Origin of the sequence: Bradyrhizobium mercantei, assembly GCF_001982635.1 — a bacterium.
GTDB classification, from domain to species: domain Bacteria; phylum Pseudomonadota; class Alphaproteobacteria; order Rhizobiales; family Xanthobacteraceae; genus Bradyrhizobium; species Bradyrhizobium mercantei.
In genome coordinates this window covers 856,704-883,048 of the sequence record NZ_MKFI01000005.1, presented here as the reverse complement: position 1 = coordinate 883,048, position 26,345 = coordinate 856,704, and the positions used below count along the sequence as shown (strand labels likewise).

At 65.1% G+C, this 26,345-nt stretch carries 26 protein-coding genes; 11 read left to right on the top strand and 15 right to left on the bottom strand.

Annotated features, from left to right (window positions below):
* The 5 genes from BI327_RS26785 to BI327_RS26765 form a co-directional block, all read right to left on the bottom strand.
* Positions 1-344 (bottom strand): helix-turn-helix domain-containing protein (locus BI327_RS26785; RefSeq protein ID WP_143271696.1); only part of this gene is annotated, 344 nt, incomplete at its 3' end.
* Between the two features lie 218 nt (positions 345-562).
* A complete protein-coding gene (gene pdeM, locus BI327_RS26780) occupies positions 563-1,234 on the bottom strand; it encodes a ligase-associated DNA damage response endonuclease PdeM (protein ID WP_076864233.1) in 672 nt (223 codons plus the stop codon).
* 63 nt (positions 1,235-1,297) lie between these two features.
* A complete protein-coding gene (locus tag BI327_RS26775) occupies positions 1,298-3,913 on the bottom strand; it encodes a ligase-associated DNA damage response DEXH box helicase (protein WP_076864308.1) in 2,616 nt (871 codons plus the stop codon).
* Positions 3,914-4,114: 201 nt separating this feature from the next.
* On the bottom strand, positions 4,115-5,341 hold the full coding sequence (locus tag BI327_RS26770) for an ABC transporter substrate-binding protein (protein WP_076864232.1): 1,227 nt from the start codon (positions 5,339-5,341) through the stop codon (positions 4,115-4,117).
* A 268-nt stretch (positions 5,342-5,609) separates the two neighbouring features.
* A complete protein-coding gene (locus BI327_RS26765; RefSeq protein ID WP_076864231.1) occupies positions 5,610-6,536 on the bottom strand; it encodes a methyltransferase domain-containing protein in 927 nt (308 codons plus the stop codon).
* Positions 6,537-6,681: 145 nt separating this feature from the next.
* On the opposite strand from BI327_RS26765, the gene BI327_RS26760 reads away from it, so the two are divergent.
* The 5 genes from BI327_RS26760 (at position 6,682) to BI327_RS26740 (ending at position 12,171) form a co-directional block, all read left to right on the top strand.
* Positions 6,682-7,740: a ligase-associated DNA damage response exonuclease gene (locus BI327_RS26760; protein ID WP_076864230.1), complete on the top strand. Its 1,059-nt coding sequence runs from the start codon at positions 6,682-6,684 to the stop codon at positions 7,738-7,740.
* Complete coding sequence (locus tag BI327_RS26755) at positions 7,737-9,593, top strand: cisplatin damage response ATP-dependent DNA ligase (protein ID WP_076864229.1); 1,857 nt, start codon at positions 7,737-7,739, stop codon at positions 9,591-9,593. Before BI327_RS26760 ends, BI327_RS26755 begins: the two co-directional genes overlap by 4 nt.
* Before the next feature lie 99 nt (positions 9,594-9,692).
* Positions 9,693-9,998, top strand: coding sequence for a DUF6460 domain-containing protein (locus BI327_RS26750; protein WP_050426362.1), 306 nt, complete (start codon positions 9,693-9,695; stop codon positions 9,996-9,998).
* A gap of 22 nt (positions 9,999-10,020) precedes the next feature.
* The gene (locus BI327_RS26745) at positions 10,021-10,755 is read left to right on the top strand and encodes an MBL fold metallo-hydrolase (protein WP_076864228.1); all 735 of its coding nucleotides are present in this window, start codon (positions 10,021-10,023) and stop codon (positions 10,753-10,755) included.
* A 93-nt stretch (positions 10,756-10,848) separates the two neighbouring features.
* Positions 10,849-12,171 carry an MATE family efflux transporter gene (locus BI327_RS26740; protein ID WP_076864227.1) on the top strand — a complete coding sequence of 441 codons (1,323 nt, stop codon included), beginning with the start codon at positions 10,849-10,851 and terminating at the stop codon, positions 12,169-12,171.
* Positions 12,172-12,265: 94 nt separating this feature from the next.
* Here BI327_RS26740 and BI327_RS26735 read toward each other — a convergent pair whose 3' ends face one another.
* Together BI327_RS26735 and BI327_RS26730 are read right to left on the bottom strand one after the other, a co-directional pair.
* Positions 12,266-13,363, bottom strand: coding sequence for a quinone-dependent dihydroorotate dehydrogenase (locus tag BI327_RS26735; protein WP_076864226.1), 1,098 nt, complete (start codon positions 13,361-13,363; stop codon positions 12,266-12,268).
* Positions 13,360-13,704 (bottom strand): DUF952 domain-containing protein, encoded by a 345-nt coding sequence (locus tag BI327_RS26730; RefSeq protein ID WP_167386909.1) that lies wholly within the window; start codon positions 13,702-13,704, stop codon positions 13,360-13,362. The genes BI327_RS26735 and BI327_RS26730 overlap by 4 nt, the downstream gene beginning before the upstream one ends.
* 207 nt (positions 13,705-13,911) lie before the next feature.
* Between BI327_RS26730 and BI327_RS26725 the strand changes: the two genes are divergently transcribed.
* Complete coding sequence (locus BI327_RS26725) at positions 13,912-14,568, top strand: S24 family peptidase (protein ID WP_076864224.1); 657 nt, start codon at positions 13,912-13,914, stop codon at positions 14,566-14,568.
* A gap of 191 nt (positions 14,569-14,759) precedes the next feature.
* Here the strand turns inward: BI327_RS26725 and BI327_RS26720 are convergent, their stop codons facing one another.
* From BI327_RS26720 to BI327_RS26695, 6 genes are all read right to left on the bottom strand, one after another.
* Entirely contained in the window at positions 14,760-15,545 is a 786-nt protein-coding gene (locus tag BI327_RS26720; RefSeq protein WP_245334941.1) for a class II aldolase/adducin family protein, read from the bottom strand.
* 249 nt (positions 15,546-15,794) lie between these two features.
* Positions 15,795-17,447 carry a lysine--tRNA ligase gene (locus tag BI327_RS26715; RefSeq protein WP_076864222.1) on the bottom strand — a complete coding sequence of 551 codons (1,653 nt, stop codon included), beginning with the start codon at positions 17,445-17,447 and terminating at the stop codon, positions 15,795-15,797.
* A gap of 188 nt (positions 17,448-17,635) precedes the next feature.
* A complete protein-coding gene (locus tag BI327_RS26710; protein WP_083742233.1) occupies positions 17,636-18,571 on the bottom strand; it encodes a transporter substrate-binding domain-containing protein in 936 nt (311 codons plus the stop codon).
* Between the two features lie 178 nt (positions 18,572-18,749).
* Positions 18,750-19,340, bottom strand: coding sequence for an SCO family protein (locus tag BI327_RS26705; RefSeq protein WP_076864221.1), 591 nt, complete (start codon positions 19,338-19,340; stop codon positions 18,750-18,752).
* Between the two features lie 18 nt (positions 19,341-19,358).
* Positions 19,359-19,514, bottom strand: coding sequence for a hypothetical protein (locus tag BI327_RS26700; protein ID WP_229165906.1), 156 nt, complete (start codon positions 19,512-19,514; stop codon positions 19,359-19,361).
* Between the two features lie 187 nt (positions 19,515-19,701).
* Positions 19,702-20,169, bottom strand: coding sequence for a hypothetical protein (locus BI327_RS26695; RefSeq protein WP_076864219.1), 468 nt, complete (start codon positions 20,167-20,169; stop codon positions 19,702-19,704).
* 277 nt (positions 20,170-20,446) lie between these two features.
* On the opposite strand from BI327_RS26695, the gene BI327_RS26690 reads away from it, so the two are divergent.
* Positions 20,447-22,105, top strand: coding sequence for an FAD-binding dehydrogenase (locus BI327_RS26690; protein ID WP_076864218.1), 1,659 nt, complete (start codon positions 20,447-20,449; stop codon positions 22,103-22,105).
* Between the two features lie 112 nt (positions 22,106-22,217).
* On the opposite strand, the gene BI327_RS26685 is transcribed toward BI327_RS26690, so the two are convergent.
* Positions 22,218-22,577 (bottom strand): hypothetical protein, encoded by a 360-nt coding sequence (locus tag BI327_RS26685; RefSeq protein WP_076864306.1) that lies wholly within the window; start codon positions 22,575-22,577, stop codon positions 22,218-22,220.
* A gap of 11 nt (positions 22,578-22,588) precedes the next feature.
* Between BI327_RS26685 and BI327_RS42445 the strand changes: the two genes are divergently transcribed.
* Positions 22,589-22,753 carry a hypothetical protein gene (locus BI327_RS42445; RefSeq protein ID WP_159450489.1) on the top strand — a complete coding sequence of 55 codons (165 nt, stop codon included), beginning with the start codon at positions 22,589-22,591 and terminating at the stop codon, positions 22,751-22,753.
* A 51-nt stretch (positions 22,754-22,804) separates the two neighbouring features.
* The gene (locus tag BI327_RS26680) at positions 22,805-23,242 is read left to right on the top strand and encodes a hypothetical protein (protein ID WP_076864217.1); all 438 of its coding nucleotides are present in this window, start codon (positions 22,805-22,807) and stop codon (positions 23,240-23,242) included.
* A gap of 117 nt (positions 23,243-23,359) precedes the next feature.
* On the opposite strand, the gene BI327_RS26675 is transcribed toward BI327_RS26680, so the two are convergent.
* Entirely contained in the window at positions 23,360-23,707 is a 348-nt protein-coding gene (locus tag BI327_RS26675; RefSeq protein ID WP_076864216.1) for a winged helix-turn-helix transcriptional regulator, read from the bottom strand.
* 104 nt (positions 23,708-23,811) lie between these two features.
* On the opposite strand from BI327_RS26675, the gene BI327_RS26670 reads away from it, so the two are divergent.
* Together BI327_RS26670 and BI327_RS26665 are read left to right on the top strand one after the other, a co-directional pair.
* Complete coding sequence (locus BI327_RS26670; protein ID WP_076864215.1) at positions 23,812-25,263, top strand: CDGSH iron-sulfur domain-containing protein; 1,452 nt, start codon at positions 23,812-23,814, stop codon at positions 25,261-25,263.
* Positions 25,264-25,348: 85 nt separating this feature from the next.
* A complete protein-coding gene (locus BI327_RS26665) occupies positions 25,349-26,272 on the top strand; it encodes an alpha/beta hydrolase family esterase (protein WP_076864214.1) in 924 nt (307 codons plus the stop codon).
* Positions 26,273-26,345 lie beyond the last annotated feature (73 nt).

The following is a 26,345-nucleotide window of genomic DNA, read 5'->3' as shown; positions in this document are numbered from 1 at the left end:
TAGATGCTCTCATAGGAGATCACCCTGCGGCCGTGCTCGCGAGCCAGCCGGCCGGCGACCTGCTCGGGCGACCAGCCGCGGCCAAGACGTTCCAACACCGCACGGCGCAGGCCGGGCTCCCGTTCGAGGCGAGAGCCCGTCCAGCGCCGCGCTCGCATCTGTTGCTGGGCATAGCTCGGCTTGTAGCCGACCTGAGCGCCGGAATTACGGTTCAGCTCCCGAGAGATCGTTGATGGCGGGCGATCCAGAGCTGCCGCGATTTGCCGGATCGAGCTGCCACTGGCCGAAAGCCGGGCAATCTCGCATCGCTCCTCCAGGGAGAGCTGCGTGTAAGTCCGCCCCATGGCAACACCTCCTGTCGGAAGTGTTGCACTTCGTTTGTGAACTCAGGGGACCCATAACCACAGGGCGTGGTGAGAGGGCAGGCCGGAGCCACAGCCTTGTCCAACAACAAAGCCCTGTGGTTATGGATCCCGGGTCGCGCTTCGCTTGCCCGGGACGACACTGAGTGTGTGGCGCGACCTACGAATGATGGCAGGCTCGAGTGCGCCGATCGCGACCGTCAATAACACCGCGACGCCACGAACGCGTGGACACGGTTGTCGCCGAGCACATGGGCCATGAAGCCGGGCGATCCAAAAATCCGCGCGAAGGCGGCGTCGCGGATGCTCAGGCCGCCGGTGTAGGCGCCGAACGCCGGCATCACCGCGCGCTCGCCGTCGCAGGCAAAGCAACGCCGCTCGATCGAACGGCCGCGGGTCGGCACCCGCGCCTTGGGATGCAGATGCCCGGCGATCTCGCCGCTCGCACCGGTCGGCTCATGGCGGAACACGATCGGGCCGATCGCAACTTCCGTGGCGACCACGCCGCCGAGACTGGACGGCAGCGCCGGATCGTGGTTGCCGGCAATCCAGATCCAGTTGCGCCGCATTTGCAGCGCCGCGAGCGCTTCGCGATCCCCATCCGACAGCCGCGCATGGGCATCGCGATCGTGAAAGCTGTCGCCGAGCGCGATCACTTGCCGCGGATCATGGCGCGCGATCACGGCGGCAAGCCGGCTCAACGTCGCCACCGTGTCGTAGGGCGGCAGCAGCACGCCGCGAGAAGCAAAGCTCGAGCCTTTTTCCAGATGCAGGTCGGACACCACGAGCAGGCTCTGCTCTTCCCAGAACAGCGCGCCGGAGCAATCCGCCACGAAGCCGACATCCGCCACCGTGACCCTCGCAACGCGCATGTCGTCACCGTCTCGCAAAGCTAGCGCGCTTGCCGTCACGTCCTGTTCCCCAGAATGCCAGCGTTAGGATGTCGCCTCCCGCACGAGTTCCTCGGCCGCCTCGGCCAGAAGCTCGTCGGATGCTTCGCCATAAACTGACTCGCGGCCGATTTCCAGCAGCGCGGGGACGGCAAGCGGAGAAACGTGGTCGAGATCCTTGTGGGTGATTCGGCCGTGGATGCGCGAAAGCATGTCGCTGAGGCGACGGAGATCGAGCAGCCCGGTGGCGGCATCGCCGCGCGCGGCGCGCAGCAGCACGTGATCGGCCTGGTGCTTGCGCAGCACGTCATAGATCAGATCGGTCGAGAACAGCACCTGACGGCGCGACTTCTCCTCGTCGGTGAAGCGGCGCGCGATCAGGCCGGAGATGATGGCGCAGTTGCGGAAGGTGCGCTTCATCAGCGCGGATTCGGCAAGCCACGCCTCGAGGTCGTCGCCGAGCATGTCGGGATCGAACAGCGCGTTGAGATCGAGCTTGCCGTGCCGGATCATGAAAGAGAGATCGCCGACGCCCCAGACCGCGAGCGCATATTCGTTGGCGACGAAGCCGAGCGGACGGGCGCGCGCCCGCTCCAGCCGGCGCGTCAGCAGCATGCCGAGCGTCTGGTGTGCGAGCCGGCCCTCGAAGGGATAGCAGACCAGATAATGGCTGCCGCCGCGCGGAAAGGTTTCGACCAGCAGCTCACGCACCGCCGGCACCCGCGAGAATTTCCGCTGCAACGACAGCCAATCGTGCACCTGGTCGGGCAACGCCTTCCAGGCCCGGCTGTTGTCGAGCAGCTTGCGCACGCGCTCGGCGAGATAGGTCGACAGCGGAAACTTGCCGCCCATGTAGGACGGCACTTTTGCGTCTTTGTCATTGGCGCGAGAGACGTAGACCTGATCTTCAACCAAGGCCTCGTAGCGCACCACCTCGCCGCCAAAGACAAAAGTGTCGCCGGGCACGAGGCCCTCGATGAAGACCTCCTCGATCTCGCCCAGCATCCGTCCGCCGCGGGCGATCGCGCCGGTCGATCCGTGACCGCCGGCGCGCGAGCGCACCAGCCGCACCTTCAGCATGGTCTCCTCGACGATGGTGCCGACGTTGAGGCGGTAGCTCTGCCGCACCTTGGGATTGGTGACGCGCCAGCGGCCCTGCTTGTCCTGCTTGATGCGCGCGAAACGCTCGTAGGTCTTCAACGCGTAGCCGCCGGTGGCGACGAAGTCGACGACATCGTCGAAATCGGTCCGCGCCAGCGCGGCATAGGGCGCCGCGGTCCTGACTTCATCGTAGAGCTCGTCGGACAGGAACGGCTTGCCGCAGGCACAGCCGAGCACGTGCTGGGCCAGCACGTCGAGCGCACCTAGGCGCAGCGGCGGCGTGTCCTGCGCATTCTCCGCGATCGCATCGATCGCGACGGCGCATTCCAGCACCTCGAAACGGTTGGCCGGCACCAGCACGGCGCGCGAGGCCTCGTCGAAACGGTGGTTGGCGCGGCCGATCCGCTGCATCAGACGCGACGATCCCTTGGGCGCGCCGATATTGATGACGAGGTCGACATCGCCCCAGTCGACGCCGAGATCGAGCGAGGAGGTGCAGACCACGCCGCGCAGGCGGCCGGCGGCCATCGCGTCCTCGACCTTGCGGCGCTGCGCGACGTCGAGCGAGCCGTGATGCAGCGCGATCGCGAGCCCGTCGTCGTTCATGCGCCAGAGATCCTGGAACAGCATCTCGGCCTGGCTGCGGGTGTTGACGAACACCAGCGTGGTCTTGTTGCGCTTGATCAGCTCGTAGACCTCGGGCAGCGCATGGCGCGCGCTGTGGCCGGACCACGGCAGCCGCTCCCGCGTGTCGAGCATCTCGACCACCGGCGGCGCCGCGCCTCCGGCCGTGACGACGTCGGCGGATGCGCTTGCGCCGCCCGGCTGCGGCACAAGGAAACGCGCGAGCTGCTCGGGCTCGGCCACCGTCGCCGAGAGGCCGATGGCGCGGGTCTGCGGCGCGATGGTCCAGAGCCGCGCCAGACCGAGCGACAGCAGATCGCCGCGCTTGGAGGTGACCAGCGCATGCAACTCGTCGAGCACGATGCGCTTCAGCGAGGAAAATAGAAAAGGCGCGTCGTCGGAGGCCAGCAACAGCGCGAGCTGCTCCGGCGTCGTGAGCAGAATGTCCGGCGGATAGCGCCGCTGCCGCTGCCGCCGCGACACCGGCGTGTCGCCGGTGCGGGTCTCGATTTTGATCGGCAAGCCCATCTCCGCAACCGGCGTCTCAAGGTTCCGCGCGATGTCGACCGCAAGCGCCTTCAGCGGCGAGATGTAGAGTGTGTGCAGCCCGCCGCTGCGGCGAACCGAGCGGCCGGTGGAGACGACTTTTGGCCTTGGATCGGCTGCGACAGTTGCCTCGTTGGCTTGCCGCAGCGGTTTGGTGCCACCCGGCTCGCCCGCCAATTCGACCAGCGTCGGCAGGAAACCCGCCAGCGTCTTGCCCGCGCCCGTGGGTGCAATCAGGAGCGCCGAGCGCTCCTCGCGCGCCTTCGCCAGCAGCGCGAGCTGATGCTCGCGCGGCGACCAGCCGCGTGAGGCGAACCAGTCGCGAAACCGGCGCGGCAGCAGGTCGGCCGTTTCCGACGGCGGTACGGAAAAGAGATCGAGCGTCGACACGCCCAAGAGGTAGGCGGTTCAGGCGGTTTCGTCGAGGGCGGGACGGAAATGGCGGCAGGTGGCAAGAGGAACCCTCTGCCGGTGTCCCACGACGCTGTCATTGCGAGGAGCGACGCGACGAAGCAATCCATCTCTCCCCGAGGGGATCGATGGATTGCTTCGCTTCGCTCGCAATGACGGGGACGGAGCGCGCCAGGCCCCCTACTCCGTCATCGGCTCGCCCGAAAGATCCCAATCCTTGCCGTTGAAGATCGAGACATAGAGCGTCTTCATCGGCGTGTAGTCGTCCGGCGTATAGCTGTAATTGATGCCGTCGAGGAAATAGGGCGAGTGGAAACCGGCCAGTGTGGTGGCGTGCTTGAGCACGTTGGCGCGGGTCAGGTCGTCGCCGCAGCGGCGCAGGATTTCGCCCATCGTCGCGGCCTGGCCGTAGCCGGCAAACGCGATGGTGTTGTCAGGATCGATGTTCGGCAGGTACTTCTTGCGCAGCTCCTCGAACGCAACCACGTCCGGATCCTTCTCGTAGCGCGGTACGCCGACTTCCTTGTTGTAGCGGATCGCGACGATGTCCTTGGCGTTCTCGAGGCCCGCGGCGCTCAGGATCGAGCGGCCGGTCGAGCCCGCCGACAACAGCTGCAACGGCTTCCAGCCGAGCTCGGCGACCTTGCGGATCGACTGCGACGTCGCCTTGCCCGTGGTGATGTTGTAGAACACGTCGGCGCCCGACTTCGACAGATTGATGAGCTGGGAATCGACCGTCGGATCGGTGAGATCGTAGGTCTGCTCCATGATCACCTGCGCCTTGCCGCCGGCGTCAGTCAGCACCTTCTTGAACGGCCCGAGGAAGTCGCGGCCGAAATCGTCGTTCTGATAGAGGATGCCGATCTTGGCGTTCGGCTTCACGCTGACGACGTGCTTGGCGAGGATGCGCGCCTCGGTCGGATAGAGCGGCAGGCCCGCCATGGTCCATTTGTAGGTCTTCGGGTCGTTCCACTTCGAAGCGCCGGTGTTGAGCAACAACTGCGGCACGCCCTTGGAATTGAGATATTTGTGCACGGCGGTCTGCGGCGCGGTGCCGAGCGAGCCATAGAGCGCCAGCACCTCCTCCTGCTCGACCAGGCGGCGCGTCGCCTCGACGCATTTCGGCGCGCTGTAGGCGTCGTCCATGGTGAGGAATTTCACCTTGCGGCCGTTGATGCCGCCCTTGTCGTTCAGCATCTGGAAATAGGCTTCGCCGACGCGGCCGAGCACGCCATAGAGCGAGCCGGGGCCGGAATGCGGCACGGTCTGGCCGAGCTTGATCTCGGTGTCGCTCGCACCCGGATCATACTTCTTGTCGGCGGCCCGGACGAACGGCGCAGGCAGCACGGACGCTGCGATGACGGACAATGCGGTGGCGCCGAATTCGCGCCGCGTATGTTTTTTCATTGTGTCTCTCCCTGAGGCGCAAAGCTCTCGCATTCCGCCTTGCACCGGGCAAGCGCGAAGTCACGGCTGTGTGGCGCAATGCCGCGTCACGGCAAATGCGTAGCGTGTAGACTCAAGTTGGGGAGTGAGGCGCTTCCCTTCTCCCCTTTTGGGAGAAGGTCGCGCGGACGCAGTCCGCGACGGATGAGGGGTCTCTATCCGCGGAGACAGACCCCTCACCCCGCTTCGCTGCGCGAAGCGACCCTCTCCCACAAGGGGAGAGGGTGCGTCACGGCTTCACTGCGACGGCGACAAGCCCCGGCGCCGGGATATTGTCTTCATTGCGCGCCGAGAGATCGTCGAGCAGCGCCAGCGTCAGCCCCGCGTCGGCCACCGACGCACGCACATAGGCCGCGCTGTGCGCGTAGCGCAGCCCTTCGCCGAGGATGACGCCCTCGCCGTCGTGGGTCTCCGCCGTGAAGGCGAGCACGCCGCCGGCGACCAGCACGCGCGCGGACTCGGCGAGAACCGGCGCGAGATCGGCGACGTAGACCATTGCATCCGCGGCCAGGATCAATTCGGCGCTGGCGTCCGGCTTGCTCGCAATGCCCTGCACCATGTCGCCAGTCTCGAGCTCGGCATAGAGGGCGGTGGCGCGGGCCTTGTCGATCATGCGCGGCGACAGGTCGATGCCGATGAAGCGATCGACATGCCCTGCGAACGCGCCGGCCGCGAGCCCCGTGCCGCAACCGAGATCGATCGCACGCTTGAAGAAGGCCGGCTTCTTCGCAGAAGCGCGCACCGACAGCACGGCCTTGAACAACAGCGCTGGGCCGCGATAATCGAGATCACCGACCAACGCGGCCTCGAAGCGCGGCGCATATTGATCGAACAACGTCTGCACATAGCCTGGCGGCATCGCGCTGACGGCCTCGACGCCGAGCTGCATCAGATGCAGGCCGGCGCCATGGCGGTCTTCGGGATCGGCGTCGCGCGCGGTACGAAAGGCTGCGATCGCGGCCTCGCGCTGGCCGAGCTCGAGGCGGATCTTGCCCAGCGTGTACCAGGCGGAGGTGAATTTCGGCACCAGCTCGATCGCCTGTTCGAGCAGCTCGGCGGCGGCCGGCAGATCGCCCTTCAATTGCAGGTCGCGCGCGAACTCGTAGCGGCGGTCGGCAACGAGGTCACCGGAGGACAGAAACAGGCGGGGAGCCATTTTCTCTAAGGAACCAATCTTCTCTTAAGGATCCTGGCCGTATCAGGCCATCCATCAAAGGACGGACTTTTTCCGGAGATGGACGCGCGGGTCAAGCCCGCGCATGACGGCTAAACATCGCGGATCGAGCGCCTATATAGGGACGATGCGCCCGCAAGACATCCTGATGCCCGTCCCGGCCGGGCTTTGCTGCAAGCCCGGCGGCTTCCACATCGATCCTGTCAGGCCGGTCGAGCGGGCCCTGATCACGCATGGCCATTCCGACCATGCGCGGGCGGGCCATGGCGCCGTGCTCGCGACCCAGGAAACGCTCGACATGATGCGGCTGCGCTACGGCGAGAATTTCGCCGGCTCCGTGCAGGCGGTTGCCTATGGCGAGGAGATCAGGCTCGGCGACGTTACCGTCACCTTTCATCCCGCCGGTCATGTGCTGGGCTCCGCCCAGATATCCGTCACCTGCAAGGACAAGCGCATCGTCGCCTCCGGCGACTACAAGGACGCGCGCGACCCGACCTGCGCGCCGTTCGAGCTGGTGCCCTGCGACGTCTTCATATCCGAGGCGACCTTTGGCCTGCCGGTGTTCCGCCATGGCGACGCCGCCGCCGAGGTAAACAAGCTGCTGGCCTCCGCAAAACTGTTTCCGGAGCGCGCGCATCTGGTCGGCGCCTATTCGCTCGGCAAGGCGCAGCGCGTGATCGCGCTGCTGCGCGAGGCCGGCTACGACGCGCCGATCTATCTGCATGGCGCGATGGAGAAGATCACCTATTACTATCAGGAGCGCGGCATTCCGCTCGGCGAGCTCAGGCCGGCGCGCGGCATGAAGAAGGCCGAGCTTGCCGGCACCATCACGCTGGCACCGCCGAGCGCGACATCCGATGTCTGGACGCGCCGCTTTCCCGATCCGGTCACCGCCTTCGCGTCGGGCTGGATGCGGGTGCGCGCCCGGGCCCGGCAGGGCGGCGTCGAGCTGCCGCTGGTGATCTCGGATCATGCCGATTGGAACGGACTGACGGCGACGATTGCCGCCACCGGTGCCGGCGAGATCTGGGTCACCCACGGCCAGGAAGACGCGCTGGTGCATTGGTGCAAGAGCAAGGGCCTCGCCGCACGGCCGCTCGATCTGGTCGGCTATGGCGACGAGGACGAGGGCGAGACCGCGGCGCTGACCAGCGAGACCTCAGCTGGCGGCGAGGCGACCTCATGAACCGCTTTGCCGAGTTGCTCGACCGGCTCGCCTACGAGCCCGGCCGCAACAACAAGATCAAGCTGCTGGTTGCCTATTTCCGCGAGACCGAGGATCCCGACCGCGGCTACGCGCTGGCGGCGCTGACCGGCGCGCTGTCTTTCAAGCACGCCAAGCCGGGCTTGATCCGCGACCTGATCACCGAACGCACCGATCCGGTGCTGTTCGGCTACTCCTATGATTACGTCGGCGATCTCTCGGAGACCGTCGCGCTGATGTGGCCGAAGGCTGGAGCAAATCACGCCGGATCTTTGCTGGGCCACCCCTCTCCCCAACCCTCCCCCGCAAGGGGGGAGGGAGCCCAACCATCGTGCTCACCTCACAACGATGTTGAAGGAATTGACGTCAGTGAGGGACGTACCGCTGGGCAGGCTCCCTCCCCCCTTGCGGGGGAGGGTTGGGGAGAGGGGTACCGCGGGCGGGATCGCAGTGAGATTCCGCGCACGCACAACAACCCACCTCCTCCGACCCTCACCGAGGTCGTCACAACGCTGCGCACGCTCGGCAAGGCCGAGCTGCCGGCGCAGCTCGCGCGCTGGCTGGACGAGCTCGACGAGACCGGGCGCTGGGCGCTGCTAAAACTCGTCACCGGCGCGATGCGGATCGGGATCTCGGCGCGGCTGGCGAAGACCGCGGCCGCGGCGCTCGGGACCAAGGACCCGCACGAGATCGAGCTGATGTGGCCGGGGCTGTCGCCACCCTATCTCGACCTGTTCGCGTGGCTCGAGGGCTGCGGCGACAAGCCGGTCAACCGTGATCCGACCCCGTTCCGCCCGGTGATGCTGGCGCATGCGATCGAGGATGCGGATTTCGCCAATCTCGACGCTGCCGATTTCAGCGCGGAATGGAAATGGGACGGCATCCGCGTGCAGGCAGTCTCCGGCCGCGACGCGCGTGGCCACGTCCAGGCGCGGCTCTATTCGCGCACCGGCGAGGATATCACCGGCAGCTTCCCCGACCTCGTGCCGTCGCTGCATCTGCCCGGCGCGATCGACGGCGAATTGCTGGTGCTGCGCGACGGCCGCGTGCAGACCTTCAACGTCTTGCAGCAGCGGCTGAACCGCAAGGTCGTCTCGCCGAAGCTGATCAAGGAATTTCCGATCCATCTGCGCGCCTATGATCTGCTCGGCGACGACGAGAATGATTTGCGCGAGCTGCCCTTCACCGAACGCCGCGCGCATCTCGAAGCTTTCGTCGCCAAGCTCGGCGATCCGCGCATCGACCTGTCGCCGACCGTCCCGTTCGCAAGCTGGGAAGAACTGGCCGCGGCGCGCGCCGATCCGAAGAGCGCCGGCGCTGGCGACGATGCCGACGCGGTCGAAGGCGTGATGCTGAAACGGCGCGACGCGCCCTATCTGCCGGGGCGGCCGAAGGGCCCGTGGTGGAAATGGAAGCGCGATCCGCACATCATCGACGCGGTGCTGATGTATGCCCAGCGCGGCCACGGCAAGCGCTCGTCGTACTACTCGGACTATACGTTCGGGGTCTGGACAAGCGGTGAGACCGGCGACGAGCTGGTGCCGGTCGGCAAGGCCTATTTCGGCTTCACCGACGAGGAGCTGTTGCAGATCGATCGCTTCGTCCGCCGCAACACCACCGAGAAGTTCGGTCCCGTCCGGCATGTCGTGCATGAGCCGGATCAGGGGCTGGTGCTGGAAGTCGCCTTCGAGGGCTTGCAGCGCTCGCCGCGGCACAAATCCGGCGTCGCGATGCGTTTTCCCCGGATCAGCCGGCTGCGCTGGGACAAGCCGCCGCGCGAGGCCGACCGGCTGGAGACACTTGAACGGTTGTTAATCTCCATGACAGGAAGTTAAATCCGCAAGCCGCATGGCAGCCATTGATCGCGCCCCGCGGGTTTCCCATGTGCTCCGCCGTGACCTATAATGCGCGGGCGATTCCGCCAGGAGATCATGATGCCAGACAACATCCGGGACTTGCCGGCCGGCCACAGTGACGGCCTGTACCGCTTTCTCGGCGGATCGCCGCTCTCGGTGGCGTTCCGGCTCATCCTGCTTTCGATCCTGGTCGGCGTCGTGCTCGCCGCGATCGGCCTCGACCCGTGGAACATCCTCTACAGCATCCGCAGGCTGTTCCAGAGCCTGTGGGATTTCGGCTTCGACGCGATCAACTGGGCCTGGCGCTACTTCCTGCTCGGCGCCGTGATCGTGATCCCGATCTGGCTGCTGTCGCGGCTGTTCGGCGCACCGCGCGGCCGCTGATCAAGAGGAGAGCTCGCAGCCGATGCAATTGCGATTTGTCGGCTGCGGCGACGCGTTCGGCTCCGGCGGCCGCTTCAACACCTGCTTCCACGTCAGCGGCGCGCGTGTCAATTTCCTGATCGATTGCGGCGCCTCGTCGCTCCCGGCGATGAAGCAGCTTGGGGTCGACCGCGACGCCATCGACCTGATCCTGATCACGCATTTCCACGGCGACCATTTTGCCGGCCTGCCGTTCTTCCTGCTCGACGCGCAGTTCTCCCGCCGCACCCGACCGCTGGTGATCGCAGGGCCCAAGGGCATCGAAGCGAAATTGCCCGAGGTGATGGAGGTGATGTTCGAGCATTCCTCCAAAACCAAGCAGCGCTTCGATCTGTCCGTCGTCACGCTCGAACCGCAGGAGCGGCGCAGCTTCGGCGACGTGACCGTGACGCCCTACCCTGTTGTGCATGGTGAATCCGGCGGACCGTCCCTCGCCTATCGCGTCGAGGCGGAAGGCCGGATCATCTGCTACAGCGCCGACACCGAATGGACCGACACCCTGATCCCGGCCGCGCGGGACGCCGACCTCTTCATCGCCGAAGCCTACACCTACGACAGAATGGTCAAGAACCATCTCAGCCTGAAGACGCTGGAAGCGCATTTGCCTGCCATCAACGCCAAACGCGTGGTGCTGACCCATATGAGCGACGACATGCTCGGCCGCATCGACGACCTGCCCTATACGGCGGCAAGCGACGGCATGGTCGTGGCGCTCTGAGCCCCCTCGCCACCGCATTGCTCTGAGAACAATTCGAGCATGGCCGCGCGACGGATGACGCGATAGAAACGCATATTCATTGCAATTGTAGCCATGCACGCACCCGTTCACCCGAAGATCAGGACCCGCGAGGTCTTCGCCATCGCCGGTCCCGCGATGGTCGCCAACCTGACCACGCCGTTGATCGGCATCGTCTCGACCACTGCGATCGGTCGCCTCGACGATGCCGCGCTGCTCGGCGGGGTGGCGATGGCCTCGGTGATCTTCGACTGCCTGTTCTGGCTGTTCGCTTTCCTGCGCATGAGCACGCTGGCGTTCACCGCGCAGGCGCAAGGCGCCGGCGAGCCGCAGGAATATGCCGCGATCCTGGTGCGCGGCTTCATCGTCGCCGGCCTGATCGGCGCGGCGCTGATCGCGTTGCAGGTGCCGCTGGCCGCCATCACGTTCCAGCTGATGGGCGGCAGCGAGGGGGTCACGCGCGCGGCCAAGAGCTATTTCATGATCCGGATCTGGTCGGCGCCGCTGGCGCTCGCCAATTACGTCATCCTGGGCTGGCTGGTCGGGCAGGCACGCGCCAATCTGGCACTCGCGCTGCAGATCGTGATCAACATCATCAACATGATCGCAACCGTGCTGCTGGTGCAGACCTATGGTGCCGGCATCACCGGTGCCGCGATCGCCGCCGTGCTCGCCGAGACCGCCGGCTTCGCCGCCGGCATCGTGGTGGCGTGGCGGATCTCGCAAGACGGCTTTGCCGTTCCGGCGGCCACGCTGTTTGATCGCGCCAAGCTGATGCGCATGCTGGCGGTCAACCGTGACATCATGGTCCGCACCGCGGCGCTGATCGTCGTGTTCCTGTTCTTCACCGCGAAGGGCGCGCGCGAAGGCGACGTGACGCTGGCGGCGAATTCGGTGCTGAACAATTTCCTGCTGGTGAGCGCCTTCTTCCTCGACGGCCTCGCCAACGCCGCCCAGCAGCTGTGCGGCCGCGCCTTCGGCGCGCGCGACGGACGCGGCTTTGCCGATTCGACCCGGCTGGTGCTGCTGTGGGGCATCGGCTTTGCGCTTGTGGTGTCGGTGCTGTTCGCGCTGTTCGGACCGGCGCTGATCAATGTGATGACGACCAGCGACGACGTCCGCCGCTATGCGCGCGACTTCCTGGTGTTCGTGATCTTGGCGCCGCTGCCCGGCGTGTTCGCCTTCGGCTTCGACGGCATCTATGTCGGCGCGACCTGGGCACGCGAGATGCGCAATCTGATGCTGGCCTCGCTCGCGATCTTCCTCGCCACCTGGTGGGTGCTCAGCGGCTACGGCAACACCGGGCTGTGGATCGCGCTGATCGGCTTCTACGTCGCGCGCGGCGGCCTACAAGGCCTGCGCTATCCGGCGCTTCTGAGGAAGACGTTCAAATCGTAGTGCGTAGCCCGGATGCAGCGGAGCATAATCCGGGGTTCTCGCGCGCGGTGACACTGTCCCAGATTGCGCTACGCCCCATCCGGGCTGCGGGTACCTACCTCACCGGCCAGTCCTCGGCCGTGATCGTCGCGGCATCGGCGCCGACGATTTCCGACAACGAGTCGCGCCCCGTGCGCAACAGGGTCGAGGACAAATCGCGTTTGATGTCGTCGACCAGGCCGATGCCCTTGTAGACCAGCGACGAATAGAGCTGGATCAGGCTGGCCCCGGCGCGGATCTTGGTCAGCGCGGCGCCGCCAGAGTCGATGCCGCCGACGCCGATCAACGGAAACGCGCCTTCGACGCGGACATAGGTCTCGGCCACCATCCGCGTCGACAGCCGGAACAGCGGACGGCCCGACAGCCCGCCCTGCTCCTTGGCGCGGTTGTCCTCGCGCAAGGTCGAGGGGCGCGCCAGCGTGGTGTTGGCGACGATCATGCCGTCGACGCGCCGCGAGCGGGCGATGTGCACGACGTCGTCGAGCTCGGCGAGGCTGAGGTCCGGCGCGATCTTCAGCAGGACCGGCGAGTCGCCCGCGTTCTTGCGCACGCGCTCGCGGGTGTCGATCACGCGCGCCAGCAAATCGTCGAGCGCGGCCGATTGCTGCAGATTGCGCAGGCCCGGCGTATTCGGCGACGAGACATTGACGGTGAAATAGCTTGCGACCGGCGCAAACGTCTCGATCAGCTTCACGTAGTCGGCAATGCGGTCCGCCGAATCCTTGTTGGCCCCGACATTGACCCCGATGATGCCGCCGCCGCCGGCGCGCGCGGCGAGCCGCCGCAGCACGGCCTCGGCGCCGTCATTGTTGAAGCCCATGCGATTGATCACGGCCTCGTCGCGCTCCAGGCGAAACAGCCGCGGCCGCGGGTTGCCGGCCTGCGGCTTCGGCGTCACCGAGCCGATCTCGACAAAGCCGAAGCCGAGCCGCAGCAGCGCGTCGGGCACCTCGGCGCTCTTGTCGAACCCCGCCGCCATGCCGATCGGATTGGGAAAGTTCAGCCCGAAGGCGCGCACCGCGAGCTTGGGATCATCCGCCCGCTGCCGGATCGGCGGCAGCAGCTTCAAACCCTGGATCGCCATGCGATGGGCATCCTCGGGATCGAACCAGCGCAGCAGCGGCAGCGAGAAGGCGTCGAAGGCACGGATCACGGCTTGAGCTCCGGAACGTCGTGACCGCCGTCGGAGCGCGCGCGCAGGTCGAGGATCTCGGTGACCGCGCCGAGGTCGAGTTCGCCATAGAGATGCGGGAACAGCTCGTCATTGCGCGACCGCTCCCAGCGCAAGGCATCGCCGAGCGCATCGGCGTCGACCGCGACCAGGAACAGGCCGGTTTGCCCGTGGTAGTGCTTGCGCGCGGTCTCGGCCACCTGGGCTGCGGTGGAAAAATGGATGAAGCCGTCGCGTTTGTCGTCCGCACTGCCCCGGTACACGCCCTGCCGCTCGGCCTCGCGCCAGGCCGAAGCGGGGGTGATTTTGTAGATCATGGGCACGGCCCGGCCTTCCCTTTTGTCCTTGAGTCTCTTGGGGTTTTATCCGGATTTGAGGGGAAATGCCCCAGACGCCATGTGGCGAGCGAGGGACCGTATCGGCGGCGGCGGCGCAACTCAAGCGGTGGGGAGACACATCCGACGGTAGATTTGCGAAAACGCCAGGTTTCAGGCAATAATTCCTAGGACACCACCCGGGGGATATCCTCCATGGCCAAACAGCCCAAAGTCACCCGACCGCTGACCCATGCGCAGGTCTGGGCCGCGCTCGACCGGCTCGCCGAACGCGCCGGCCTGTCGCCGTCCGGCCTTGCCAAGCAGTCCGGCCTCGATCCCACCACCTTCAACAAGTCCAAACGCGTGACCGGCGACGGGCGCGAGCGCTGGCCCTCGACCGAATCGCTGTCCAAGGCGCTGGCCGCGAGCAACGCCAGCATGGAGACGTTCGTGCAGCTGCTCGGCGATGGTGGCCCGCGCGGCGGCCAATCGGTGCCACTGCTCGGCTTCGCCCAGGCCGGCGCCGGCGGATATTTCGACGACTCAGGCTTTCCCGCCGGCAAGGGCTGGGACGAAGTGGCGCTGCCGGCGACATCAGACGAGCACGCCTATGCGCTGGAGATCGAGGGCGACTCGATGAAGCCGGCCTATCGCGAAGGTGACATCATCGTGGTGTCACCGGCGACCGCGATCCGCCGTGGCGACCGCGTGGTGGTGCGCACCACCGGCGGCGAAGTGATGGTGAAGGAACTGAAGCGGCGCACCGGCAAGATGCTGGAACTCGCATCGCTCAATCCGGAGCATCCCGACCGCATGCTCGATGCCGAAGAAGTCGCATGGATCGCGCGCGTGGTGTGGGCGAGCCAGTAGCTGGCCGATTCAGTCGCCACAAAAACAGCGTCGTCCCGGCGTAGGCCGGGACCCATAACCACCGCACAGCATTGCTTACACACGCTGGGGCCACAGCCTGCTCCAACAACCCGATCCTGTGGTTATGGGTCCCGGCTTTCGCCGGGACGACGGCGGAGGTTGCGGCGCGCCTCGCAGCCTTGTTTACGGCCTTACGTCGCGTAATCCGGCTCCTTGCGGTCCAGCATCCGCTTCAGCGCATCGAAATGCCGCTGCGACGGGGACGGGCCGTTGTAGAGATGGTCGTCGCGGAAATCGCGCTTGGTCTTCTCCACCACATGCTGCGGCAATTGCTTGAGCGGCTGCTGGGTCCACATCGCGTAGATCTGCACCTGCGCGGCGCGCTCGATGTAATAGAGCCGGTCATAGGCATCGGCGACGGTCTCGCCGACGGTCGAGATGCCGTGATTGGCCATGAACAAAATGGTCTTGTTGCCGATCACCTTGGCGAGCCGTGCGCCTTCCTCGGGATCCAGCGCGGGGCCGGTGTAGAGGTCGTCATAGGCGATCGCTTCCGACAGCCCGACCTCGGTCTGGCCGATCTCCTTGATGCGCGGATCCTCGAGCCGCGTCAGCGCGCTCGCATACGGCATGTGGGTGTGGAACACGGCCTTGGCCTGCGGTAGCGCCTTGTGGATCGGCGCATGGATGCAATAGCAGGAGCGTTCGACCTCGCCCTCGCCGCGCTTCACCTCGGCATCGTCGATGCCGACCTCCATGAACGACGACGCGGTCACCTCCGACCAGTGCATGCCGAACGGGATCTGATAGTAGCGGTCGCTGCGGCCCGGAACCACCAAGGTGAGATGGTTGAAGATGCCTTCCGAAAAGCCGTGGATGTAGGCGAGCCGATGCGCGGCGGCGAGATCGACCCGCGCCTGCCATTCCTCGGCGCTCGTACTGTCCTGCAGCGATGTCGGCGAAACCCTGAACTGCATGCGCATGCTCCCATCTGTGCCGGCCGCTCATTGGGGGCCGTGCTGATTTTATGAGGGGAGTGTAGCGTAGTCCGGCATGAGACCTCCGGTCGATTTGCCGATGCCTGCCATCCGCATTTTGCGGGCTCGCCGCAATCATGTGATGACAAGTTCACGACCAAGAAAGGCGAGCCGCTGGGCGCCACAACCTCCACTGTCGTCCCGGCCGAGTGCGCAATTGCGCACGGGAGCAGGGACGACAGCGGTGAACTACGACGACCGCGCCAGCGCGCCGTCGATCATGTTGACGGCGTTCTGCACACCGTAGACCGCGACGAAGGAGCCGAAGCGCGGGCCCTTCTCCTGGCCGAGCAGCACCTGGTAGAGCATGTTGAACCAGTCGAGCGAGACGCCGGGACGGCCGTCCTTGCCCTTCTTGACCATGTCGAGGAACGGCTCGCGGCGGCCGATCTCGTAGACCAGGTTCTGGATGTCTTCCGCGCTCGCATCCGCCGGCATGTTGGCCAGCGCATCGCGCAGATCCTGCAACGCGGCGCGTTCGCCATCGGTCGGTTCGCGGAACTGCTTGGTCGGCGCCACGAAGTCGCGATAGTAGTTGATGGCGTAGCCGACCATCGCATCCAGCTTCGGATGGGTCTGCGGCGTCACGCCCGGACGATAGCGGCCGATGAAGCCCCACAGCGTCTCGGCGTTCTCCGCGTTCGACGACGACACCAGCGTCAGCAGAAGCTGGAAGGTGACCGGCATATCGGCCTGCGGCGGCTTGCCGGAATGGATGTGCCAGACCGGATTCTGCAGCTGCTGGCGCGGCTCCTGCCGCGCAAAACCGTCGAGGAATTGCTGGTAGTCGTCGACATTGCGCGGGATGACGTCGAAATAGAGCCGCTTCGCCGCCTTCGGCTCGCGATACATGAACAGCGACAGCGATTCCGGCGAGGCATAGCGCAGCCACTCGTCGATCGTCAGGCCATTGCCCTTCGACTTCGAGATCTTCTGGCCCTTCTCGTCGAGGAACAGTTCGTAGTTGAAGCCTTCCGGCGGCGTGCCGCCGAGCGCCGCGCAGATCTTGGCCGACAGCTTCACCGAGTCGATCAGGTCCTTGCCGGCCATTTCATAGTCGACGCCGAGCGCGTACCAGCGCATCGCCCAGTCCGGCTTCCATTGCAGCTTGCAGCGGCCGCCGGTGACAGGAACGGTGACGCTCTCCTTGGTCTCGGGATCCTCATACGAAATCGTGCCGGCCTTGGCGTCGTGCGCCGTCACCGGCACGTAGAGCACGAGGCCGGTGCGCGGACAGATCGGCAGGAACGGCGAGTAGCTCGCCGCCCGCTCCTCGCGCAGCGACGGCAGCATGATCGCCATCACCTTCTCGATGCGCTCCAGCATGCGCAGCAGCGCGGCATCGAACCGGCCGGAGGTGTAGTACTCGGTCGAGCTCGCGAACTCATAGTCGAAGCCGAACTGGTCGAGGAAGGCACGCAGCCGCGCATTGTTGTGCTGGCCGAAGCTCGGATGGGTGCCGAACGGGTCCGGCACCTTGGTCAGGGGCATGCCGAGATGCTTTTCCAGCAGCTCCTTGTTCGGCACGTTGTCCGGCACCTTGCGCAGTCCGTCCATGTCGTCGGAGAAGGCGAGCAGGCGGGTCTTGATCTTGTCTTCGGTGAGCACGCGGAAGGCGTGGCGCACCATCGTGGTGCGCGCGACCTCGCCGAAGGTGCCGATATGCGGCAGGCCCGAGGGGCCGTAGCCGGTCTCGAACAGCACCTCGTGCTTTGGATTATCCTTGGGATTTTTCTTCAGCCGCGCCACAATCGCTTTCGCCTGCTCGAACGGCCAGGCGTTGGATTGTTCGGCGAGCGCCCGCAGGTCGCTCGGGCTGGCGGCAAGATCAATCACGGACATTTCTTCAGGCTTTCTCCAAAAAGGCCGCGAAACCTAACGCTTTCGCGGCAAAATGCAAAGTTTTGGCTCGTTTCTCGCCCTAACTGTCATTGCGAGGAGCAAAGCGACGAAGCAATCCATCTATTTTCGCGGTGAGCCATGGATTGCTTCGCTTCGCTCGCAATGACGGCGGATAACATCGCGCCGCGTCAGAACGGGCTGATCGAGAAATAGCGCAGCCACAGATCGGTGAAGCGGCCTTTTTCCCAGATCCGGAACAGCGCCCAGTTCAACGACTGCCGGAGCAGATCGTTGCCCTTGCGCACCGCGATGCCGACGCCCTCGCCGAAATAGCGGCTCTCGACGAAGGGACCGCCGGAGAACGCGCAGCATTCGGCGGAATCGGTGCCGTTGATCCAGAACGCGAGCGAGATCGCATCGCCAAAGATGAAATCGACCTCGCCGCGGCGTAGCGCCGCGCGCAGCGCATCGTTATCCGGATAGGAATGGATCTCGGCGTCGGTGAACATCGCCTTCAGGTAGGCCTCGTGCGAGGTGCCGCCGATCACGCCGACCTTCTTGCCCTCGAGATATTCGGGGCGGATTTCCGGCATCACGTTGTCGCGGCGCGACACGAAGCGAGCCGGCGCGCGGTAATAGGGATCGGTGAAATCGACCTTGGCGCGCAGCTGCGGCGTCACCGCCATCGACGCGATGATGGCATCGCCCCGGTTGGTGGCGAGCGCATCGATCAGGGTCTCGAAGCGGCGCATCTGGATGGTGCAGGTGACCTTGATCTCGTCGCAGAGCGCACGCGCCAGGTCGACGTTGAAGCCGGCCGGATTGCCGTCCGGACCGGTGAAGTTGAACGGCGGATAGTCGGTCTCGGTCAGGAAGCGGATCACGGTGAGGCGCGACAGGTCCGGGCGGTCCGGACGGCGCCGCGGGTCCCAGAAGCCGGGCACCGCCTGCGGCGCGGCTTCGGTGGCTTTGGGTGGCTGGGTTGGCGGCGACGGAGCGGCCGCAGCCGGGGGCGGTGTTGCAGGGGCCGGTTGTGCGGGGGCCGGCTTGGTGGACGGGGCCGGCGCGTTCTTTGCCGCCGGGGCCTGTGCCGGCGGCGTCTGCCCGGCCGCGGGCCCGGCCATCGCCAACACGACGGCCGTCAGCATCCCCGCAGCCAGGAAAAACTGGCGCGAGCGGACGGCAAAGGGCTGGGCGGACAGATTGGGCATAACCGGCAATATCAGGAAATTGAACGGCTTATAGACCATCCGGCGGGTGATGCGAGCGCCGAATGGGTTAATTCTGGGCCGGAAATGGCGGTCAGAGATACCGTTTGAGATCGGCGGCCGCCTCTTCCGGCGTCCGTTTCAGATTGAACGGCGCGACGAAATGACCGTCGCGGTCCATCAGATAGATCAGCGCGGTGTGGTCCATCGTGTAGTCGCCATCCTTCAGCGGCACCTTCTTGGCGTAGACGCGATAGCTCGACAGCACCTTGGCGATCGCGGCGGGATCGCCGGTCAGGCCCTTGAGGTGCGGATCGAAGCTCGACAGGTAATCCTTCATCGCCGTGGCGGTGTCGCGTTCCGGATCGACCGAGACGAAATAGGCGTTCACGCGATCGGCGTCCTTGCCCATCGCCTTCAGCACCTCGGAAATCTCGAACAGCGAGGTCGGGCAGATGTCCGGGCAATGGGTGAAGCCGAAGAAGATCAGCGTCGGCTTGCCCTGGAGGCTTTTGTCGGTGACGGTCTGGCCGGCCTGGTCGGTGAGCTGGAACGGCCCGCCGATCGCGGCCGGCGCGGCGACGGTGCGCAAACCACCGATCGCCCACAGCATGAGGAACAGGCCGACCGCCAGGCTGCCCGCGAAGGCAGCGAAGATCACCAATGGGCGCGTTGTCCGGGGCATGATGCGGGGGCGTCCTTGTCAGAAGCAGGCGGCGATGCCGGCCGTGATCATTTCGAAAAACACCGCGGTCCCGTAGTGGAACCAGAGCGCGGCGGCGGCAAGCAGGGCCAATCCACCGATGCCGGCAGCGCCCCACAGGATCGCAGATGCCACCCGGCCCTGCGGAGCCGTCATGAGCTCGGATCGGGTGGAGATCGGCTGAACCATGAGCTTGAGATAAGCCGGGTTCCGGCAGGCAGCAAGCGCAATGGCTGTCGCAGGCCGTCAAATGATAGCGAGGCTAATCCCGTCGCGAGCCCCCGTCATGCCACCCATAACGAAAGCGGCCGTCAAAGCAGGATCAGCAACTCAGTATGCGGGCCTAGTGGGTCGGCTTGGGCGCCGACGCCTGGGCGTTGAGGTAGCACGGTTTGTACAGCGCCTGCAGCTGCTTGCCGCGCAGGAAGATCATGCGCCGGGTCAGGCCGCCGCGGTCGGTGATCCATTTGCGCACCGCCGGCGGGTACATCAGGTACAGCATATGGGTGGCTTCGGGATTGGGGACCGGACGGCCGTTGTCGCCGTAATCCCAGGCGGCATGGAAACCGAGGCTGGCGTGCGAGGTCACGCAGATCCGGTCATGCGGGACCTTGCCGAGCACGATGGTGCAGGCCGAGGCGCACAACCCGTCGATGATCACGGTCTCACCCGACGTGCGCAGGTCCTGATATCTGTCGACATAGACCCCGATCTTGCCGCCGCGATCATCGGCGATCCTGACCACTGCTTGCGACGCCCCCATTCCCGCCAGCAGAAGAACCGCAGCGAGCAACCCCGTCATCAACTTCATTTTGGCCAGCCCCAGTCGAAACCGAATCTGTTTGGTCTGTGATGCAAGACAATCGTGAGCGTGTTGCGGCGGTGGATTTTTGTCCAGACGAGCGAAGCCGGTCAAAACAAATTCAAATTGGGTGTTGCGCGCGCGCTGCAGTGGCGTGTGGAAAAGGTCCCAAACTGGAACAGCTTGCCGCAACTATTTGGTGCCGCGCCGCCACAGGCAAGGTCCATTTGGCGTTGACCGCGCGCAATCGCACGGTCTTGAATCGCGGCGGGACGGGGGAATCAAAATGGCTGACGATGCAGATGTGATCGTGATTGGCGCCGGACTTGCCGGTCTGGTCGCCGCAACCGAGATCGCCGACGCGGGCAAGCGCGTCATCGTGCTCGATCAGGAAGGGGAACAGAGTCTCGGCGGCCAGGCTTTCTGGTCGTTCGGCGGATTGTTCCTGGTCGATTCGCCGGAACAGCGCCGGCTCGGCATCAGGGATTCGGTCGAACTCGCGATGCAGGACTGGATGGGCACCGCCGGTTTCGATCGCGAGGAGGATCACTGGCCGCGCAAATGGGCCGAGGCCTATGTCGCGTTCGCGGCGGGCGAGAAGCGCGACTGGTTGCGCGCGATGGGCCACCGTATCTTCCCGGTGGTCGGCTGGGCCGAGCGCGGCGGTTACGATGCGATGGGCCACGGCAATTCGGTGCCGCGCTTTCATGTCACCTGGGGCACCGGTCCCGGCATCGTCGAACCATTCGAGCGCCGCGCGCGCGAGGCCGCGCAGAGCGGACGGCTGATATTCAAGTTCCGCCATCGCGTCGATGCGCTCAGCGTCAGCAACGGCACCGTCGATGGTGTCAGCGGCGCGATCCTGGAACCGAGTTCGGTCGAGCGCGGCAAAAGCTCCTCGCGCAACGTGGTCGGTGATTTCTCGCTGCGCGCGCAGGCGGTGATCGTCGCCTCCGGCGGCATCGGCGGCAATCATGATCTGGTGCGGCAGAACTGGCCGAAGCGATTAGGCGAGCCGCCGAAGTTCATGATCTCCGGCGTGCCCGAACATGTCGACGGCCGCATGATCGGAATCACTGAAGCCGCAGGCGGCCGGCTGATCAATCGCGACCGCATGTGGCACTATGTCGAGGGCATCCAGAACTGGAACCCGATCTGGCCGCGTCACGGCATCCGGATTCTGCCGGGGCCATCATCGATGTGGTTCGACGCGACAGGCAAGCGGTTGCCGGCGCCGCTGTTCCCGGGCTCCGACACGCTCGGGCAGCTGCATTACATCATGGGCACAGGCTACGATTATTCGTGGTTCATCCTGACCCAGAGCATCATCAAGAAGGAGTTCGCGCTATCGGGCTCGGAGCAGAACCCCGACCTCACCGGCAAGAGCTGGCGCATGACGGTCAAGCGCGCCACCAACAAGGGTGCGCCGGCGCCGGTCGAGGCCTTCAAGCAGCACGGCGCCGACTTCATCGTGCGCGACAATCTCGCCGACCTCGTCGGCGCCATGAACAAGCTCGTCGGTAATGACCTGCTGAAGTTCGACGCGATCAAGGCGCAGATCGAGGCGCGCGATCGCGAGATCACCAACCCCTACGTCAAGGACGCGCAGGTGATGAACCTGCACAATGCGCGGCGCTATATCGGCGATCGGCTGATCCGGACCGCGAAACCGCATCGCATCCTCGATCCCGAGCACGGGCCGCTGATCGCGGTGAAGCTCAACATCCTCACCCGCAAGACGCTCGGCGGCTTCGAGACCGACCTGGATTCACGCGTGTTCGGCAATGATCAGCAGATCATCCGCGGACTGTACGCAGCCGGTGAAGCCGCCGGTTTCGGCGGCGGCGGCGTGCACGGCTATCGCTCGCTGGAGGGAACATTCCTCGGCGGCTGCCTGTTCTCCGGCCGCAACGCCGGGCGCGCGGCGGCGAAGGCGGTAGGTTGAGGCCTGCCCCTTCGTCACGGAAGAGACGGCGAAACGGACATTGAAGAGCCCGCCGGGTTTGAACCGGCGGGCTCTTATCATTGAGTGCGAGTTTCCTTAGCTAGCCGGCCGCTCACGCCACCTTGGTAAAGAGCGTGAGAATGCCGTTGCTGAGGTTGACCGCAACGACTTGTGCCGAGCTCATGCCCTTCGCCTTGAGCGCGGATACGGCTTCCTTGGACGCGTCGATGGAACCCCGCAGATTCTTCAGATCGTCGTCGGTTGCCTTTGCGATAACAGCCTCGACCCTTGACCGGACCTCGGGCTTCAGTTCCTTGACATCGACGACCTGTATCGTCCGGATGACGTTGGACTCGTCAGATTGAGCCTGCGGCGGCGTGTTCGGTTGCGTTCCCTGCGTTTGCGCCCAGGCAGGAGTTCCAAGCGAAAGCGCGGCAACGATGATGGATGCCGTCGAGATGCGGATGCGCATGAGCATTCCTTGTGTTGATTGCCCCCAACACATCCCGCGACAACGAGCTTTCCCCGCTGATGGTTCCGGCCGAAAATCCGTTCTCTTATGGGAACGTCGCAGGGGCGCTGCCAAAATATCGAAAACAACCCCATGCAAAGCAGCCGGCGGTGGCGGCGCTCGACCAGGGAACTTGACACGTCGGGCAACTCAGGGGCATACTTCTAATATTCCGAAATGACGCTGCGATGATTGGCGATAAGCGCGCGAACATGCGTAGATGGAAGACAACAAGACTTTCGGCGCTTTTATTTATTGTTGGCGGTTTTGTATTCGACCGCGCAGAGGCCTGCGCTGTGGCGGGTTCGCAACGTGGTGTGCTCTTTGACCATGTTCCCGAAGGAATCGACGCGCCCGTGATCGTCGAGGTGACGATCGTCAGCAGAGACGCCGATACTAGCGCCCCGGACAATACTCCGTTGGCCGTGCTGAATGCTCGTGTCGAAAGGGTCGTCGAGGGGAGACTCGATAGCAGCGCGCTAAAAATCGTTACCTATCTTGGGACTTGTACCAGAGTTGGCGTAGGACATGGCTTCGTGGCCGGTACGTTTGAACATGATGCTCGGCTAGGGCCCAAGTTTATTGCGATCCAGCGGTCCTACGAGATTCTCACGCAAAGGCGATGAATTCGGCGCGTCTTATCGAAGTCTCCTTAGTGAAGCGGAGCGGGCGGCAATTTGCAGCACGCTGAGTGCTTCTCGGTTTGGTAGTTAAAGAGCCTGGTCGCTTTTATGAGCACACACCTACTCCGCCTCCGCGCTGAGAAACCGCACGCCGAACGTGTCGGCATTGGCCTCGCCCCAGTCGTATAGCGCCTGCAGCATCGGCTTCAGCATCTCGCCGCGCCTGGTCAGGCAGTAGCGCGAGGAGCCGCCGCCGCGCTCCTGCTTGACGAAGCCTGAATTGCAGAGGTCGCGCAGCCGCTCGGTCAACACCTTGTCGCTGAGCTGCGGAATGTCGTGGCGCAGTTCGCCATAGCGCATGGGGCGGACCTTGAGCCGGCTCAGGATCACGGTCTTCCATTTGCCGCTGAGCTGATCGATCGAGAACTCGACCGGGCAACCATATTTGCGCTTGGTCTTGCGGATCATCGCAGTCTCCCGCGGCACTTTCCATCTGGTTCGTTGAGAGCCGCCATCGATCCATCTAAGCACGCTTTGCACGGGTTGGGCGAGTTCAGGGATCATTGCAAGGCATGACAGACAGCAATTCCGCCGAAGGTCCAAACGACGAGCAACATCCGCGCAAGCGCATCATCGTCAGACGCAACGGGCCCTACGAAGTCGAGCCCGGCATTACGATCGTCGATCATCTCGGCGTGCCGGTTGCAGCGGAGGCGCCGGTGCGACTCTGCCGCTGCGGGCAATCCCAGACAAAACCGTTCTGCGACGACAGCCATGTCGCGCGCGGTTTCACCGATGCCAAGGATCCGCGGCGCATACCCGACAAGCTCGAGGTCTATGCCGGGCAGCAGGCATATGTGTTCGACAATCGCGGCACCTGCGCGCATTCAGGCTTCTGCACCGACCGGCTCGGCTCGGTGTTTCATCTCGGCGAGGAGCCGTTCATCGCGCCGAGCGGCGCGCGCCTCGACGACCTCATCAATGCGGTGCGCCGATGCCCATCGGGCGCGCTTGGTATCGGCATCGGCCCCGCGCGGGATGCCAATTTGTCCGACGTCAGCCGGCCGCCGCAGATCGAAGTGTCGAAGGACGGTCCCTATCGCATCACCGGTTCTGTCGAGCTGCTCGATGAGGACGGCATGCCGATCGCCGGGAATGCGGGCGCATCGCAGGAGCATGCCAGCCTGTGCCGCTGCGGCGCGTCATTGAACAAGCCGTTTTGCAGCGGCATGCACTGGACCGTTGGATTTCACGATCCCGTTCCGGACCCGATGCGCGAGCCGACGCTGTTCGAATGGGCCGGCGGCTATCCGGCGCTGCTCGACATGACGCGCATCTTCTACAGCCGCTACGTGCCGGAAGATCCGCTGCTCGGGCCGCTGTTCGCCGAGATGTCGCCGGATCATCCCGAACGGGTGGCGGCATGGCTCAGCGAGGTGTTCGGCGGCCCGCGCCTCTACACCGAACGCTATGGCGGCTACCGGCGGATGGTGTCGCAGCATATCGGCAAGGAGATCCGGCCGGAGCAACGCGCGCTATGGGCCACCTACATGGTGCAGAGCGCCGATGATGCCGGGCTGCCGTCCGATCCGGAATTCCGCGCCGCCTTCGTCGCCTATATCGAGTGGGGCTCGCGGATCGCGGTGGAGAATTCCGGAGCCGATGCGAAACCGCCGCCGAACATGCCGGTGCCGCGCTGGTGGTGGGTCTGCAACGCAACGCCGGCGGCGCGGCCGTCCGCGATCGCAGCCGATGCACCGGCTGCGAACGACGTCAGCGTGGCGCTGCCCGGGCCCGACGAGGACGTGCAATTCGAACAACACATCCGGCCACTGTTCCGGCCGATGGATCGCAACTCGATGCTGTTCGCCTTCGACCTCTGGAAAGAGGAGGATGTTGCGAGGCATGGCCGGCAGATCCTGGCACGCCTGGAGGCTGGCACGATGCCGTGCGACGGCGCCTGGCCGGCTGAACGGGTGGCGTTGTTCGCACGCTGGGCCGGCGCACTGAAGGCGCCAACCTGATCGTGAAGCCACGGCCCGGCCAGACCGGTTGAACCCGCCGCGCCGGCGTGATGCAATCGTCACGGCAGGGCGGGTTTCCAAGGCGATGCGACAGTGCCCAATCGGCGTGCTGGCTGTGGCCGGCGTACTCGCCTTGAGCGATGCGCCGGCGAAGGCGGATTCGCTCGTCATCAACGGTACGACACGAACATTCACGTTGCAGCCGCCGGCGACCAGGCCCGCGCCGCTCGTCATCGTGCTGCACGGCAAGACCCAAAGCGGCGCCGACATGGTCACACGGACCTCGTGGCCGCTGATCGCCAAGCGCGACGGCTTCGCCGTGGCCTATCCCGATGGATTGAATCATGCCTGGGCCGATTCCCGGCCGGACACGCGGCGCGCCGGCAATCCGCCACCGGAGAGTACCGACGACGTCGCCTTCATCACGCAATTGATCGCGAAGCTCGTGGGCGACGGGATCGCCGATCCGAAGCGCATCTATGTCACCGGCATCTCCAACGGCGGCGCGATGGCCATGACACTCGTCTGCGAACGTGCCGACCTGTTCGCGGCGGCGGCCAGCGTGATCATGAATTTGACTGATGAATCCGCGCGGGCCTGCCGGCCACAACGTCCGGTGCCGATACTGCTGATGAACGGCACGCTCGATCCGCTGATCCCCTACCAGGGTGGGCGCGGCACCAGCCGTTTCGCGGTCGACGGATTCTGGTCGACCGAACACACCCTGCAATTCTGGCGATCCATCAATGGCTGCGAGAGCAAGGACGTCGCAACCACCGACCTGCCCGACCGCAATCCGTCCGATCAATCAACCGTCACACGGATCGACTCGGCCTGTCCGCGAGGGCGAGACGTGGTGCTCTATCGGGTCAATGGCGGCGGCCATCGCATGCCCGGCCACTTCCCGGATGCGCATTTTACGAAGCTGGCGGCCACGCTGCTCGGACCGCAAAACGGCGACATCGACGGTGCCGACACGATTTGGTCATTCTTCGTGCGATTTCCGTGACAGGCGCGCTGCAAAATGCGCAGTGGCGGCGGACGCCGTAGCAGGTTAGAGGTCTGGTTCTGATCAAATCAGA

Excerpts from the sequence above, each read along its gene's own strand:
- pdeM (WP_076864233.1), bottom strand. The coding sequence starts at position 1,234 with ATGCGCGTTGCGAGGGTCACGGTGGCGGATGTCGGCTTCGTGGCGGAT.
- BI327_RS26770 (WP_076864232.1), bottom strand. The coding sequence starts at position 5,341 with ATGAAAAAACATACGCGGCGCGAATTCGGCGCCACCGCATTGTCCGTC.
- BI327_RS26765 (WP_076864231.1), bottom strand. The coding sequence starts at position 6,536 with ATGGCTCCCCGCCTGTTTCTGTCCTCCGGTGACCTCGTTGCCGACCGC.
- BI327_RS26760 (WP_076864230.1), top strand. The coding sequence starts at position 6,682 with ATGCGCCCGCAAGACATCCTGATGCCCGTCCCGGCCGGGCTTTGCTGC.
- BI327_RS26755 (WP_076864229.1), top strand. The coding sequence starts at position 7,737 with ATGAACCGCTTTGCCGAGTTGCTCGACCGGCTCGCCTACGAGCCCGGC.
- BI327_RS26750 (WP_050426362.1), top strand. The coding sequence starts at position 9,693 with ATGCCAGACAACATCCGGGACTTGCCGGCCGGCCACAGTGACGGCCTG.
- BI327_RS26745 (WP_076864228.1), top strand. The coding sequence starts at position 10,021 with ATGCAATTGCGATTTGTCGGCTGCGGCGACGCGTTCGGCTCCGGCGGC.
- BI327_RS26740 (WP_076864227.1), top strand. The coding sequence starts at position 10,849 with ATGCACGCACCCGTTCACCCGAAGATCAGGACCCGCGAGGTCTTCGCC.
- BI327_RS26725 (WP_076864224.1), top strand. The coding sequence starts at position 13,912 with ATGGCCAAACAGCCCAAAGTCACCCGACCGCTGACCCATGCGCAGGTC.
- BI327_RS26720 (WP_245334941.1), bottom strand. The coding sequence starts at position 15,545 with ATGCAGTTCAGGGTTTCGCCGACATCGCTGCAGGACAGTACGAGCGCC.
- BI327_RS26715 (WP_076864222.1), bottom strand. The coding sequence starts at position 17,447 with ATGTCCGTGATTGATCTTGCCGCCAGCCCGAGCGACCTGCGGGCGCTC.
- BI327_RS26710 (WP_083742233.1), bottom strand. The coding sequence starts at position 18,571 with ATGGCCGGGCCCGCGGCCGGGCAGACGCCGCCGGCACAGGCCCCGGCG.
- BI327_RS26705 (WP_076864221.1), bottom strand. The coding sequence starts at position 19,340 with ATGCCCCGGACAACGCGCCCATTGGTGATCTTCGCTGCCTTCGCGGGC.
- BI327_RS26700 (WP_229165906.1), bottom strand. The coding sequence starts at position 19,514 with ATGACGGCTCCGCAGGGCCGGGTGGCATCTGCGATCCTGTGGGGCGCT.
- BI327_RS26695 (WP_076864219.1), bottom strand. The coding sequence starts at position 20,169 with ATGAAGTTGATGACGGGGTTGCTCGCTGCGGTTCTTCTGCTGGCGGGA.
- BI327_RS26690 (WP_076864218.1), top strand. The coding sequence starts at position 20,447 with ATGGCTGACGATGCAGATGTGATCGTGATTGGCGCCGGACTTGCCGGT.
- BI327_RS26685 (WP_076864306.1), bottom strand. The coding sequence starts at position 22,577 with ATGCGCATCCGCATCTCGACGGCATCCATCATCGTTGCCGCGCTTTCG.
- BI327_RS26680 (WP_076864217.1), top strand. The coding sequence starts at position 22,805 with ATGATTGGCGATAAGCGCGCGAACATGCGTAGATGGAAGACAACAAGA.
- BI327_RS26675 (WP_076864216.1), bottom strand. The coding sequence starts at position 23,707 with ATGATCCGCAAGACCAAGCGCAAATATGGTTGCCCGGTCGAGTTCTCG.
- BI327_RS26670 (WP_076864215.1), top strand. The coding sequence starts at position 23,812 with ATGACAGACAGCAATTCCGCCGAAGGTCCAAACGACGAGCAACATCCG.
- BI327_RS26665 (WP_076864214.1), top strand. The coding sequence starts at position 25,349 with ATGCGACAGTGCCCAATCGGCGTGCTGGCTGTGGCCGGCGTACTCGCC.